Below are 14,489 nucleotides of genomic sequence, written 5' to 3' on the forward strand. Positions count from 1 at the left end.
AATTGAAAACCAAATGTATCAATTTTAGTACAATTCCGCAATTTCCTGATTCACAAACTCCAAAAATAACTCATCCTCTTTAGTAAATGGATCCAAGACATGGCTGTCAATATCAATTTGTCCTATGTTTTCTCCGTTTACAAAAAGGGGCACTACGATTTCTGATTTTACAGTAAAACTACAAGCGATATAATTATCTTGTGCTGCAACGTCAGGAACTACGAAGTTTTCGTTAGAAACCGCCACTTGCCCGCAAATTCCTTTTCCGAAAGGGATTACAGTATGATCTGTTTCTGCGCCTACGTAAGGACCTAAGTGTAGTGTTTTAGTTTCTTGATTTGCAAAATAAAATCCAACCCAATTGTAATATGCAATAGAGTCGCTAAGTAATTGACAAATAGACAAGAGTTTTTCGTCTCTTGACAGCGTTTTGTTTAATGTGATTTCGGTAATTTTTGGTTGTAATTCTTGAAATGTCATGTTTTTAATTTTATTTATGCAAAAGTATTTAAAGCAGGTTTCAAAAATTACATAAATTTGTTAAAAAATAGATCTTGAAAAAATATTTTATTCTGTATAAACCTTTTTTGCTTTTTCTGGCAACTTTTTTTCTGGCTTATATCGTGCTGACTTTTTTGTATCAACGCTATCTTATGAGTTTTGAAGAAAATGAAATAGATTTAATTACAAGAATGGTGGGAAAAAATACGGCGCAAGTGTTGAAACTATTTAATGATGGGTCTTCGATTGAAGAAAGTGTTGCGCATCCTTATATGAAGTTGTTTTATAGTCAAAAATATGTAGCCCGAATTGTAGAAGGTTGTAATGCAATCAGTGTAATTATTTTGTTTATTTCATTTGTGGTAGCTTTTTCAGGAAAACTAAAGACGACGCTACTTTTTATCTTTGGAGGAAGTTTACTGATTTATGTGTTGAATATTTTGAGAATAGCAGCTTTAAGTGCGCTTATTTTTTATTTTCCAAAACAAGAACCATTTTTACACGGAGTCCTTTTTCCTTTGTATATTTATGGAGTCGTTTTTATTTTGTGGTTAATTTGGGTTCGTAAATTTTCAAGATATGCTTCAAAAGATATTAAATAACAAGCTAAGATTCATACAATTCCTTTTTTTAGTTGTATTATTAGTGCTTGTTCGCGCTTTTGAAAATCAGTTGTTTTATGACCCTTTTCTGGATTTTTTCAAAAAAGATTTTACTAAGTTAAGGTTGCCAAGTTTCAATTCAACCCAATTGTTTTTAGGGTTATTGTTCCGTTATACAGTGAATACTACTATTTCATTGGGTATTATTTATGTTCTTTTCAAAGACGTGGCAATGGTTAAATTTGCTTTCGTACTCTATTATTTTTTCTTCATGATTTTAATTGTTGCTTTTTTCTACGTTGTCTACTTCGCGAATGAGCATAGTAATTGGGTTTTATTTTACGTTCGCAGGTTTTTGATTCAACCTATTTTTGTCTTATTATTTGTTCCGGGATTTTATTATCAAAAACAAAATAAATAGTCTTTTTTCTTTATCTTTAATGTTGATTTAAGTTCCTGTTTATTAAATAAATAAGGATATGAAAATAATAAAACATTCTGGAGATATTGTCGAATTTAATTCTGATAAACTCAAAAAATCACTTTTAAAATCCGGAGCAAGTGCTATTGCGGTCGACAACATACTTTATACGATAAAAAAACAAATGTATGAAGGTATTTCTACGAAGCAAATCTATAAAATGGCTTTTTCATTATTGAAAAAAACAGCTAATTCCCATGCAGCACGTTATAATTTAAGAGAAGCAATACGATTGTTAGGTCCTGCAGGTTTCTTTTTCGAAAAATACATTGCCCGTCTTTTTGCTTCGGAACAGTATCAAACGGTAACAAATATAACCTTGCAGGGCAAATGTGTCTTGCATGAAATTGATGTTTTAGTAAAGAAGAATGAGGATATTTCCATGGTTGAATGCAAATATCATGTGGGTAGAGACGCCGCTTCGGATGTGAAAGTTCCCATGTATATTTTGTCGCGTTTTAATGATTTGAAGGAAAGACAGCATGCTATTTTCGAAAAAAAAGATAGTATTTCAAATTGTTGGATCGTCACAAACAACAGATTTACAACAGATGCGGTCGATTTTGCAAAATGTTCTGGATTGAATTTATTAAGTTGGAATTATCCGGAAGACAATAATCTAAAAACGAAAAACGACACGAGTTATCTTTATCCGGTAACTTGCTTAACCACGTTATCAATAGCTGAAAAAGATAAGTTATTGATATTGGATGTGATTTTGGTAAAAGAAATAATAAACCATTCCGATTGCTTGGAGAAAATTGGATTAAGCCCAAACCGGATAAAAAACGTATTAAAAGAAGCATCAGAATTATGTAGTTATATTTAAAATGATAGGTTTTGGATTGTTTAATTTTAAATTCAAATCAAATGAAAGTTAAATTTATTGGTGGAGCAGGTATAGTGACCGGTTCTAAAACATTAATTGAAAGTAATGGGATTCGGATTTTGATAGATTGCGGGTTGTTCCAAGGCATTAAACCTTTGCGGGAACTCAATTGGGAACCTTTGCCTATTTTGCCCTCCACGATAGACTTTGTTTTACTCACTCATGGTCATTTAGATCATTGTGGTTGGTTGCCAAGACTGGTGAATCAGGGCTTTGACGGTAAAATTTATTGCACGAGTCCCACAAAAGATATTACTAAGCTCATCCTTCTGGATAGTGCTAAAATTCAGGAGGAAGAAGCTAAAAAAGCAAATGAAGGAAAATATTCCAAACATGAAATTGCCGAACCACTTTATACGGTAGAACAGGCTGAAAAAGTTTTTCCGTTTTTTAGAGTAATTAAAACCAATGAGCCTGTTCCTTTGGATGCTCAAATTGAAGCTATTTATACCAATGCAGGTCATATTTTAGGCGCGTGCAGTATTGCATTGACACTTGAAAATAAAACCTTAGTTTTTTCCGGAGACATTGGCCGTGATAATGATGTGTTGATGTATCCGCCAACTAAACCCAAAAAAGCTGATTATGTTTTTCTAGAAAGCACCTATGGTGATCGATTACATCCTCAAACTGATACCAAATTAGAACTGGAAACTTACATCAACAATACAGTTGAGAAAGGCGGAACGATTATTATTCCAAGTTTTGCAGTAGAGCGTGCCCAGACAATCATGTATCTGATATGGCAACTTAGAGAAGAAGACAGGATTCCCAATATTCCTTATATTATTGATACCCCAATGGGAATTAATGCACTGAATATTTTTTCGAATAATAAAAAATGGCACAAGTTATCGCTGGAAGAATGTGCCGAAATGAGTAAAATGTTTTCATTGGTTTCTGATTATCAGGAAACAATTGAAGTGATTTTTGATCAAAAGCCTAAAGTGGTGATTGCGGCTAGCGGAATGGTTACAGGCGGAAGAGTGTTGAGTTATCTCGAACATTATATTGGCCTTCCGGAAACTACTGTAATCATTGTAGGATATCAGGCCGAAGGAACACGTGGAAGAAAATTATTAGAAGGAGCAGAAGAAATTAAAATTCATGGTCGGTATTATCCCGTAAAAGCAAATATTTTGGAAATACAAGGTTTGTCAGCGCATGGAGATCAAAAGGATTTGCTTAACTGGCTGTCAGCGCTGGAAAATAAACCGACAAGAGTTTTTCTCGTGCATGGAGAGAATCAGCCGATGGATGAACTTCGGATAAAAATTCATGAAAAATATGGTTTTGATTGTAAAATTCCTTTAATGGGACAAGAATTTGAGTTGTAAATTTTTCAGGAATTTGATTTTTTGATTTGATAAAATCACTAATTTTGCAATGTGAAATTTAATAAACATATAAGTTTACTTTTGGCTATTTTTATATTGGTTTCCAATATGGGATTAGCATTTAATGTTCGTTATTGCGGGAACGAGATTGCTTCGGTTACTCTTAAAACTCCTGCTCAGGATCAAAATTTAGAAAAAGATTGTTGTGGGGTTGTTGAAAAAAAATCACATTGTTGCAAAGACAAAGAGGTTAATTTTCAAAAGAAAACAGATAATTTAATTCAAAAAATAGTTTCTCTCCATACGGATTTTACATTTTCAATAGAGGAATGGAATCCTTCTGTGTTATCATTTGTTTCAAATTTTAAAAGCAGCCCATTTATTTCGTATTACTACGATGCAAATGCGCCTCCTTTTTTTAAATTATACCACCAATATATTTTCTACGCGTAGTTTTAATGTTTTAATAAAAACTTGAATCACACCTTTGTGATTTTACATTTTTTAAACATTAAAAAACAATCATGCAAAAACAAATTTCAATACTTTTATTACTCTTCTTTTGTGCTTTTAATTCTTATTCGCAAGATACTTTGCAGGAGATAAAAGTAAAAGGCAACAGTAAAAGTTTAAAAAAATCATATAGCCTAACGGCTAATACTACAACGCTGACAAGCAAAGAATTACTTAAAGCCGCCTGTTGTAATCTGGCAGAAAGTTTCGAAACAAATCCTTCAATTGATGTCAATTTTTCGGACGCTTTGACAGGAACGAAACAAATAAAAATGCTGGGATTGACGAGTCCTTATTTGATGATTACGGAGGAAAACATTCCTTCGGTTCGTGGTGCTTCTCAAGCCTACGGATTGTCTTTCACGCCGGGAACTTGGGTAGAAAGCATCCAAATTACAAAAGGTGCAGGAAGTGTAGTCAATGGCTTCGAAAGTATTTCGGGACAAATCAATACCGAATTAATAAAGCCAATCAGCGATATTCCGTTTTTTCTGAATGCCTATGGTTCAACAGATTCTCGGTTTGAATTAAATACGCATTTCAATACCAAAATTTCTGATAAATGGAGTAGTAGTTTGTTTGTTCACGGAAACACAAGAGTTTCAAAAAACGATATGAATGACGATGGTTTTCTGGACAATCCATTGGCAAAACAAATCAATGTTTTAAATCGTTGGCAATATACCAATGCCGAAAAAGGTTGGGTGAGTTTCATTAACTTCCGGTATATGAATGATCAAAAACAAACAGGAGAATTAAATTTTGACCCAGATAGAGATAAGGGGACGACTAATTATTGGGGTTCCGAAATCAATACGGAACGTTTTGATGTTTCCACTAAATTAGGCTATGTTTTTCCAGATATGCCGTATCAGAGTATTGGTTTTCAGAATGCTTTTAACAGTCATGATCAAAACTCTTATTTTGGCTTAAATCAATATAATATTAAACAAAAAAGTTATTATTCGAACTTAATTTTCAATTCGATTATCAATAATACGAAACATAAATTTTCAACGGGTTTGAATTTCACGTATGATAAATACGGAGAGTTTGTCAATGTGAATGATTACAGCCGAATTGATAATTCGGTGGGTGCTTTTTTCGAATATACCTATGATAATACAGAGAATTTTAGCGTAGTTCTTGGCGGTAGGATTGACAATCATAATCGTTTGGGGACTTTTGCTACGCCAAGATTACACGTGCGATACAATCCTTGGGAAAAAGGTGTCTTGCGATTTTCAGCAGGAAGAGGGAAACGAAGCGCTAATGTTTTTGCTGAAAACCAACAGCTTCTGGCAAGTTCAAGAACCTTTGAATTTTTAGATACCAATGGAAAAATATACGGTTTGAATCCTGAAATTGCATGGAATTATGGGTTGAGTTTTATGCAGGGTTTTTTGCTTTTTGGCAAGAGTGCCGATGTTGGATTTGATTTATACAGAACCGATTTTCAAAATCAGGCAGTTGTTGATGTATTGCAAAGTCAGCAACAGGTATTGTTTTACAACTTAAAAGGGAAATCGTATGCGAATAGTTTGCAAGTAGAGTTCAATTATGAATTAGCCAAACATTTTAATTTGAGAACAGCCTACAAATACTATGATATTAAAACGGATTATTTATCAGGAACATATCAAAGGCCATTGCAGGCAAAACATCGTTTCTTTGGGAATTTAGGATATGAAACTCATATTTTAGATAAAGGAAAACAATGGAAGTTTGATTATACTTTCAACTGGCTTGGAAAACAACAATTGCCCAATACTTCAACAAATCCCGAAGAAGACAGGCTGCCTGAATTTTCGCCTTCATTTTCTGTGATGAATATACAAGTTACCAGAACTTTTTCTTCTACTTTTGAAGTATATATTGGCGGTGAAAATATTGGGAATTACAAACAAGATAATGTTATCTTGGGTAATGAGAATCCATTTGGACCTACTTTTGATGCATCGATAGTTTATGGTCCGGTTTTTGGACAAATGTATTATGCGGGTTTGCGTTTTAAAATTAAATAATATAAATAATGAAAAATATAATAGTAGTAATATTGCTGACATTTGCTGGATTTACAGTTCAGGCTCAAGTGGCGAAAAATAAAAATGCTAAGGTTGAATTTCATGTGAGCGGGAATTGTGAAATGTGTAAAAAGAGAATTGAAAAAACGGCATTAAGTGTTTCGGGTGTGAAATCTGCCGATTGGCATATGGATTGTGGTACTTTATATTTGATTGTAAACGAACAGAAAACGAATGTCCCAACAATTCAAAAAGCTATTGCAAAAGTTGGTCATGATACAGGTGAAGTCAAGGCATTAAAGGAAGATTATGACAGTCTGCATACTTGTTGCCAATATGAACGAAAATGATTTTTAAAAAAAACCAAAGTGAAAGCTTTGGTTTTTTTAATGCCATAGTTTAATAAATTTTTTGAGTGAAATGGAGGCTGTTAACTATAAAAAATCATGTTTTTAAGGAACTAGAATTGTGATTATTAAAAATAACATTTGATTGTTGGTAATGTAAAGTTAATTTGGTTAATTTAAATAGTTAATAAAACTTTAAAGTAGTACCATAAATTGTGGTTAAGATATATTATCCGTACTTTCACGCACGAATAATTTTAGCATAAAACACCGTAGAATGAACGATTTTGATTGGAAGAATTTGATTGACCCGCTTTTTTATATTCATTTTGATATTAATGGAATTAAATTGGGTATTTATATAGTTTTATTTATTGTTTTTGCAGAAACAGGTCTTTTTGCAGGTTTCTTTTTACCGGGAGATAGTTTATTGTTTTTAGCAGGGATTTACAGCCGGGAATTAATAGAGAATATTTTATTCATTGATAATGATTTTATAAATGTTGTTCTTTTAGCAACACTTGTGGCTTTATCAGGAATTTTAGGGAATATTGTAGGATACTGGTTTGGTTCAAAAAGCGGATACTATTTGTACAACAAGGAAGATAGCTTTTGGTTTAAGAAAAAGTATTTAGTTCAATCAAAAGATTTCTTTGAAAAATATGGAGGAAAAGCAATTATTTTTGCTCGATTCCTTCCAATATTTAGAACTTTTGCACCAATAGTAGCTGGGATTGTTTCTATGGAGAAAAAGAAGTTTATGTTTTACAATATTCTAAGTTCTTTCATTTGGTCATTCACCTTGATTTTCGCAGGACATTATTTATATGGTTTCCTACTTGAAAATTATCAGATTGATTTGAAAGAGCACATAGAAATAATTGTTATCGCTTTAGTTGGAATTACTGTTTTGCCGGTAATTTATAAGTTCAGCAGAAAATCTAAAGTTAAAGAATAAATCAATAATTTATAATCCATAAAAAAACCGTCTCATGTAAATGAGACGGTTTTTTGTTTATAGTGGATTGCTATTACATCATTCCTGGCATACCGCCACCCATTGGGTTTCCTCCACCATTATCTTCTTTAATATCAATCAAAGCACATTCAGTAGTCAATATCATTCCAGCAACCGAAGCTGCGTTTTCTAATGCTACACGCGTTACTTTTTTAGGATCAATAATACCTGCTTTAAGCATGTCAACATATTCGTCAGTTTTTGCGTTGTATCCAAAATCACCTTTACCTTCGGCAACTTTTGCAACAACAACTGAACCTTCAAGACCTGCATTTTCAACAATAGTTCTCAATGGAGACTCTACTGCACGAGATACAATTTGAATTCCGGTAGCTTCATCAGCATTATCAGCTTTAATAGTGCTAAGTGCGTTTTTAGCTCTTAGAAGCGCAACACCACCACCAGCAACAATTCCTTCTTCAACAGCTGCACGAGTTGCGTGAAGAGCATCATCAACTCTGTCTTTTTTCTCTTTCATTTCTACTTCTGAAGCAGCACCTACATAAAGGACAGCAACTCCACCAGCTAATTTAGCCAAACGTTCTTGTAGTTTTTCTTTGTCATAATCAGAAGTTGTAGCTTCCATTTGACCTTTAATTTGGTTGACACGATTTTTGATCATATCAGCTTCACCTGCGCCACTTACAATTGTTGTATTGTCTTTATCGATAGTCACTTTTTTAGCAGTTCCTAACATTTCGATAGTGGTGTTTTCTAAAGTATACCCTCTTTCTTCTGAGATTACAGTTCCTCCGGTTAAGATTGCGATATCTTCCAACATTGCTTTTCTTCTATCTCCAAAACCAGGTGCTTTTACGGCTGCGATTTTTAAGGCTCCACGTAATTTATTTACTACCAATGTAGATAATGCTTCACCATCAACATCTTCAGCAATAATTAATAATGGTTTTCCAGATTGAGCAACTGGTTCCAAAACTGGTAATAATTCTTTTAATGAAGAAACTTTTTTGTCATATAAAAGGATGTAAGGATTTTCCAATTCTACTTCCATTTTCTCTGAATTAGTAACAAAATATGGAGAAAGATATCCTCTGTCAAATTGCATACCTTCCACAACATCTACGTAAGTGTCAGTTCCTTTGGCTTCTTCAACAGTGATAACCCCTTCTTTTCCAACTTTTGCGAAAGCTGCAGCGATTAACTCACCAATTACTTCGTCATTGTTAGCAGAAATTGAAGCAATTTGTTTTATTTTTTCAGAATCACTTCCTACTACTTTTGCTTGTTTAGCTAAGTCAGCTACAATAGCTTCAACCGCTTTGTCAATACCACGTTTCAAATCCATAGGATTTGCTCCTGCGGCAACGTTTTTCAATCCTTCTTTCACAATTGCTTGTGCCAAAACAGTTGCAGTTGTAGTTCCGTCTCCAGCTAAATCATTCGTTTTAGAGGCAACTTCTTTAACCATCTGAGCACCCATATTTTCCAATGGGTCTTTTAATTCAATTTCTTTTGCAACAGTAACACCATCTTTAGTAACAGTTGGTCCACCAAAAGCTTTTCCAATAATTACATTACGACCTTTTGGTCCAAGAGTTACTTTTACTGCATTAGCTAATGCATCAACGCCACGTTTTAATCCATCACGTGCTTCAATATCAAATTTTATATCTTTTGCCATTTTTATTTTATTTGTTAATTCGTTTATTTGTTAATTCGATTATATTATTGCTAAAATATCGTCTTCACGCATGATCAAATAGTCTTTACCTTCTAGTTTTAATTCAGTTCCAGCGTATTTTCCGTAAAGAACAGAATCGCCAATTTTTACAGTCATTGTGTGGTCTTTTGTTCCGTTTCCAACAGCAACAACAGTTCCTTTTTGTGGTTTTTCTTTAGCTGTATCTGGAATGAAAATCCCTGAAGCTGTTTTTGTTTCAGCTGCAACGGGTTCGATAAGAACTCTGTCTGAAAGTGGTTTAATGTTTAAAGCCATGATTTTATATTTTTATATTATTTATTTTAACGTCTATAAAGATTTCAGAAATTGTGCCATCCTAATGAAACTGACATAATTTCTTATAAAAAATGCCAGCTTTGACAGGCTGGCATCTAGAATATGTTGTAATAATTTATTTTGCTGGATTTGGTTCAGCAGGTGTGTTTTGAGCAGGAGCAACTGGCGTGTTTGTAGCTGGTGCTGCACTTCCTGTGTTTTCAATGATTTTAGAATCAGTATCACTTAATGTTCCTGTAAAGCTTAAGCTTGAAAGTAGTATAAGTGCAATTAGTATAGTTGCTAATGTCCAAGTGCTTTTGTCTAAAAAATCAGTTGTTTTTTGTACTCCACCTAGCATTTGAGAACCACCTATTGTAGATGATAATCCACCACCTTTAGGGTTTTGAACCATTATAACTACGATTAATAGAAAACAAACTATAGTTATTAAAACTAAAAAAATTGAAAATGTGCTCATTGTTTAATTATTATTATGTTGTAAAATCTTAATATCCGATATGCGGTCTGCAAAGAAACTACTTTTTTCTGGATATTTCAAAATTAATATTTCATAAGCTTGAATCGCTTTTTGATATTTCTTTTGTTCCAAATAGACTCTGGCCAAAGTTTCCGTCATCAAGAAGGAATTGTCGGCTGCATTTAAGTCAAAAGTAACGGTTGAAGCAACTCCGTGTTTTACCGGAGAAATCTTAGGACTCGCTTCAATAAATTTGTCTATTAATTCTAATTTCTTTCTTTTATCAGCATCTATTATAGGATGCGGTGGATTAGTAGGACTCTCTTTTTCTCTTTCGATAGGTTTAGTGCGCGAAAGTTGAAGCCATTCTTGGAAGGAATGTTGTTCGCTTTTAGAGAAATCTAAGGGCTTACCAATTGCCAGTTTCTCTTCGGTAGTTTTTGAAGCATCATCAACATCGATTGTTGAAGCTTCTTTTATTGAAGTGAGTATGGATCTTTCTAAAGAATTTATTTTGGATTCCGGTTTTTCTTCAGTAACAATAATTTCACTGTCGACTACTTTTATATCAAGAATTTCTAACGCTTTTTTATCGTAAAGACCTTTTTGAATCGAAGTGAACGTATCTGATGTAATGAAATCAAATAAAATAGATCGATCAGTTGAATGTGCTGCAGTAATTTTTAAAGCAGTATTGTATTTAAAACTGTTTTGATTGTAAAGACCTTTTAATTGAATCGCTCTGGCACTTTGGAAATAAGGAAACTCGGCGAGCACTTTTTCTAATGCTTCCGTTTGCTTCTCATGAATAGCATCAGGTTTATTAATCAAATAAGTATAATCGGTTACGTTCATAAAGGGTATTCGTTTATTTGGTTATCCGTTTATTTGTTTTCGACTAACCGAATCAACAAATAACCGAATCAACACTTCAATTTACCATTTTGCGAGTGACTCATTAAAGATGTCCTGTGTAATTCTTTCAAAAATTTCCTTTAAAGCGCTGTTTAAAGTTGCTCCTGTCAATTGTTGCTGAGCGGGATAGTCATAGAAAAAAGTAAATGGTTTTTCAAAATCATCTGCTTCTTTTTTCTTATTGGTAAAACGAACATTAACCCTGATTGTCAAACGGTTTTGAGATGCTTGTTGATCTGCAGTAGCCGTCATTGGGCTTATTCTGTAATCTACAATTTCTCCTTCGTAAGTCAAATCAGCACCATTTTTGACCAAGTTTAAATTGGTTTGGTTCTGGATTAAATCTTGAAGTTCTAATGTAAATGTTCTGTCAATACCAGGTTCAATCAATTCAGCATTATTCTGAAAAAAACCAACTTGAAATGTTTCGGCATCAATTTTACCAGTTCCAGTAAAGTTATAAACCGAGCAACTGTTGATGCTTACTATAATTATTGAAAGAAGAATAAATTTTATATGTTTCATTTTCTATTTTAAAAATTGCTTCGTCAGTTTGCTAACGGCTGGGTCAAAGATATTCATTTTGAATTAAATCATTTATGTCTTAGTGTTTTTGTGGTAAAAACTACAAGTCAAATTGCTTAATTTTTCTATATAAAGTCCTTTCAGAAATGCCCAGCTCATCTGCTGCTGCTTTTCGTTTTCCTTTGTTTTTTTCTAATGATTTCTTAATCATTTCGATTTCTTTTTGTTCTAAACGCAATGTTTCTTCTTCTTCGATTGTTTCTGCAAAAAGATAACTATCATCATGTTCCTGATACAGCTCTTGATTGTTTTGGGTAGTGATTAAGGCTGATCTTGGTTCTTCTTCAAAATCGATTTCACTGTCATTTTCTTTCGAACCATATATTTTTTTTATCAAATTCTGATTGGTTTCCTGTACTTTGGACACGCCATTTTGAATCAATTCCAAAGTTAATTTTTTCAAATCATTCAAATCACTTTTCATATCAAAAAGGACTTTGTACAAAATTTCTCTTTCGGTACTAAAATCACTTTCGCTTTTCTTATCCTTTATGACAGATGGCAAATTGTTCCCCAAAACCGGCAAATACGATTGTAAAGTCACTGCGGATATATCGCGATTCGTTTCCAAAACGGAGATTTGTTCCGCTACATTTCGCAATTGTCTGATATTACCACTCCAACGAAATTTCTGTAATAATTGGATAGCATTTTCGTCCAGTTTTAAAGGAGGCATTTTATATTTATGGGCAAAATCAGCAACGAATTTCCTGAATAACAAATGGATGTCATCTTTTCGATCGCGCAAAGGCGGCAAAGTAATATCCACCGTACTCAAGCGATAATACAAATCCTCACGAAATTTTCCTTTTTCGATAGCGTCAAATAAATTGACATTCGTAGCGGCAACAATTCGCACATCTGTTTTTTGAACCTGTGAAGAACCCACTTTTATAAACTCGCCATTTTCAAGAACACGTAACAAGCGCACTTGAGTGGTAAGTGGTAATTCACCTACTTCATCCAAGAAAATTGTTCCGCCATCAGCTACTTCAAAATAGCCTTCACGTGTATTGGTTGCACCAGTAAATGCCCCTTTTTCATGCCCAAAAAGTTCACTGTCAATCGTTCCTTCTGGAATGGCTCCACAGTTTACGGCAATGTATTTCCCATGTTTTCTGTGCGAAAGTGAATGAATAATTCTAGGAATATTCTCTTTTCCCACACCGCTTTCTCCCGCTACTAAAACGGTAATATCAGTAGGAGCTACCTGTATGGCTTTTTCTATCGCACGATTAAGCTTCGGATCATTTCCGATAATCTCAAATCGTTGTTTTATAGCTTGAACTGTTTCCATATTGTCATTGCGAGGCACGAAGCAATCTCATTAATAATTACTTAAAACTCTTTTTATTTTTAATGAATTAAAAATTAGTGGCTAATTTTTCTAATTCATCTCACTCAATCCAACTGCTTTTCCTTTTAAGGTTCCGCTGGTACAAGAAATAATTCTCACATTTACAAAATCCCCAATCTTGTAATTTTCCTTTGGAAAAACCACCGTAATACTTTGTGAATTTCTTCCAGAAAATTCTTCCGTTGATTTTTTTGAAACTTTCTCTACCAAAACTTCTACGGTTTGTTCAATGAATTCCTCAGAGCGGAACCAAGCGTGTTTTTGTTGTAAATCGACAATTTCCTGTAATCTTCTGGCTTTAGTTTTTTCGGTAACGTCATCCTCCATTTTTCTTCCTGCCAATGTTCCCGGACGTTCGGAATACGAATACATATAACCAAAATTATATTTTACATATTCCATTAAACTTAAGGTATCTTGATGATCTTCTTCGGTTTCTGTTGGAAAACCAGTAATCATATCTTGCGAAATCGAACCATTTGGAATAATAGTTCTGATTTTATCAATCAAAGTCATGTACTCTTCACGCGTGTGCAAACGGTTCATTTCTTTTAGGATTCTATTGCTTCCAGATTGGACAGGCAAGTGAATGTGTTTGCAAATATTAGGATGTTTCGCAATAACGTGCAAAACACTTTCATGCATGTCTTGTGGATTAGAGGTTGAAAATCGGATTCTCATTTTAGGAAAACCAACAGCCACCATTTCCAGTAATTGGTCAAAATCAACAGCTGTTGCTTTTTGCATTTCGGTAGCATTTTCAAAATCTTTTTTCAATCCGCCGCCGTACCAAAGGAAACTATCCACGTTTTGTCCCAAAAGCGTAATCTCTTTAAACCCTTTGTCCCACAAATCTTGAATTTCCTTCATGATACTCTGAGGTTCACGGCTGCGTTCGCGTCCGCGGGTAAAAGGTACCACACAAAACGTACACATATTATCACAACCACGAGTAATTGAAACCAAAGCGGTGATTCCGTTGCTCATCAATCGAACTGGAGAAATATCTCCATAGGTTTCATCCTTTGACAAAATCACGTTAATCGCATCGCGCCCTTCTTCCACTTCTTGTAAAAGGTTCGGTAAATCTTTATATGCATCAGGACCGACAACAAGGTCAACGATTTTTTCTTCTTCCAAAAACTGACTTTTCAAACGCTCGGCCATACAGCCTAAAACACCTACTTTCATTTTTGGATTAATGCGTTTTACAGCATTGTATTTTTCCAAACGTTTTCGAATAGTTTGCTCAGCCTTGTCCCGAATAGAACAGGTATTGACTAAAACCAAATCGGCTTCCTCCAGAACTTGCGTTGTATTGTATCCGTTTCCAGACAATATGGAAGCTACAATTTCACTGTCCGAAAAATTCATCGCACAGCCGTAACTTTCTATAAATAGTTTTTTTGTATTCTCAGGTTTATTTTCTAAAACAAGACTTTCTCCCTGCTTACTTTCTTCAATAATCTTTTCCATCATGTA

At 33.9% G+C, this 14,489-nt stretch carries 16 protein-coding genes; 8 read left to right on the forward strand and 8 right to left on the reverse strand.

Features of this window, described 5'->3' with window-relative positions; all coding sequences use genetic code 11:
- Window positions 1-24: 24 nt before the first annotated feature.
- Window positions 25-480 (reverse strand): GAF domain-containing protein, encoded by a 456-nt coding sequence (locus E0H99_RS05060; RefSeq protein ID WP_131991926.1) that lies wholly within the window; start codon window positions 478-480, stop codon window positions 25-27.
- A 74-nt stretch (window positions 481-554) separates the two neighbouring features.
- Between E0H99_RS05060 and xrtF the strand changes: the two genes are divergently transcribed.
- The 8 genes from xrtF to E0H99_RS05100 all read left to right on the forward strand — a co-directional run bounded on the left by xrtF (window position 555) and on the right by E0H99_RS05100 (window position 7,652).
- Window positions 555-1,103: an exosortase family protein XrtF gene (xrtF, locus tag E0H99_RS05065; protein ID WP_131991929.1), complete on the forward strand. Its 549-nt coding sequence runs from the start codon at window positions 555-557 to the stop codon at window positions 1,101-1,103.
- Window positions 1,081-1,524, forward strand: coding sequence for an exosortase F system-associated membrane protein (locus E0H99_RS05070; protein WP_131991932.1), 444 nt, complete (start codon window positions 1,081-1,083; stop codon window positions 1,522-1,524). Before xrtF ends, E0H99_RS05070 begins: the two co-directional genes overlap by 23 nt.
- A 58-nt stretch (window positions 1,525-1,582) precedes the next feature.
- Window positions 1,583-2,413 (forward strand): ATP cone domain-containing protein, encoded by an 831-nt coding sequence (locus E0H99_RS05075; protein ID WP_131991935.1) that lies wholly within the window; start codon window positions 1,583-1,585, stop codon window positions 2,411-2,413.
- Window positions 2,414-2,454: 41 nt separating this feature from the next.
- Window positions 2,455-3,810: an MBL fold metallo-hydrolase RNA specificity domain-containing protein gene (locus E0H99_RS05080; RefSeq protein ID WP_131991938.1), complete on the forward strand. Its 1,356-nt coding sequence runs from the start codon at window positions 2,455-2,457 to the stop codon at window positions 3,808-3,810.
- 108 nt (window positions 3,811-3,918) lie between these two features.
- Complete coding sequence (locus E0H99_RS05085) at window positions 3,919-4,263, forward strand: HYC_CC_PP family protein (protein ID WP_131992564.1); 345 nt, start codon at window positions 3,919-3,921, stop codon at window positions 4,261-4,263.
- A 71-nt stretch (window positions 4,264-4,334) separates the two neighbouring features.
- On the forward strand, window positions 4,335-6,347 hold the full coding sequence (locus tag E0H99_RS05090) for a TonB-dependent receptor plug domain-containing protein (RefSeq protein ID WP_131991941.1): 2,013 nt from the start codon (window positions 4,335-4,337) through the stop codon (window positions 6,345-6,347).
- Between the two features lie 8 nt (window positions 6,348-6,355).
- Window positions 6,356-6,697, forward strand: coding sequence for a heavy-metal-associated domain-containing protein (locus E0H99_RS05095; RefSeq protein WP_131991944.1), 342 nt, complete (start codon window positions 6,356-6,358; stop codon window positions 6,695-6,697).
- Window positions 6,698-6,971: 274 nt separating this feature from the next.
- Window positions 6,972-7,652 (forward strand): DedA family protein, encoded by a 681-nt coding sequence (locus E0H99_RS05100; RefSeq protein ID WP_131991947.1) that lies wholly within the window; start codon window positions 6,972-6,974, stop codon window positions 7,650-7,652.
- 73 nt (window positions 7,653-7,725) lie between these two features.
- Here the strand turns inward: E0H99_RS05100 and groL are convergent, their stop codons facing one another.
- The 7 genes from groL to miaB form a co-directional block, all read right to left on the reverse strand.
- Complete coding sequence (gene groL, locus E0H99_RS05105; RefSeq protein WP_131991950.1) at window positions 7,726-9,354, reverse strand: chaperonin GroEL; 1,629 nt, start codon at window positions 9,352-9,354, stop codon at window positions 7,726-7,728.
- A gap of 39 nt (window positions 9,355-9,393) precedes the next feature.
- On the reverse strand, window positions 9,394-9,669 hold the full coding sequence (gene groES, locus E0H99_RS05110) for a co-chaperone GroES (protein WP_035670228.1): 276 nt from the start codon (window positions 9,667-9,669) through the stop codon (window positions 9,394-9,396).
- Between the two features lie 136 nt (window positions 9,670-9,805).
- Window positions 9,806-10,150 (reverse strand): preprotein translocase subunit SecG, encoded by a 345-nt coding sequence (gene secG / locus E0H99_RS05115; RefSeq protein WP_131991953.1) that lies wholly within the window; start codon window positions 10,148-10,150, stop codon window positions 9,806-9,808.
- 3 nt (window positions 10,151-10,153) lie between these two features.
- Window positions 10,154-11,005, reverse strand: a complete 852-nt coding sequence (locus E0H99_RS05120; protein WP_131991956.1) for a tetratricopeptide repeat protein — start codon at window positions 11,003-11,005, stop codon at window positions 10,154-10,156.
- Between the two features lie 81 nt (window positions 11,006-11,086).
- Window positions 11,087-11,590, reverse strand: coding sequence for an LptE family protein (locus E0H99_RS05125; RefSeq protein ID WP_131991959.1), 504 nt, complete (start codon window positions 11,588-11,590; stop codon window positions 11,087-11,089).
- Between the two features lie 100 nt (window positions 11,591-11,690).
- Window positions 11,691-12,947 (reverse strand): sigma-54 interaction domain-containing protein, encoded by a 1,257-nt coding sequence (locus E0H99_RS05130; RefSeq protein ID WP_131991962.1) that lies wholly within the window; start codon window positions 12,945-12,947, stop codon window positions 11,691-11,693.
- 90 nt (window positions 12,948-13,037) lie between these two features.
- The gene (gene miaB / locus E0H99_RS05135) at window positions 13,038-14,483 is read right to left on the reverse strand and encodes a tRNA (N6-isopentenyl adenosine(37)-C2)-methylthiotransferase MiaB (RefSeq protein ID WP_131992567.1); all 1,446 of its coding nucleotides are present in this window, start codon (window positions 14,481-14,483) and stop codon (window positions 13,038-13,040) included.
- Window positions 14,484-14,489 lie beyond the last annotated feature (6 nt).

The sequence above is a fragment of the Flavobacterium sp. GT3P67 genome, from assembly GCF_004349155.1.
GTDB classification, from domain to species: Bacteria; Bacteroidota; Bacteroidia; order Flavobacteriales; family Flavobacteriaceae; genus Flavobacterium; species Flavobacterium ranwuense.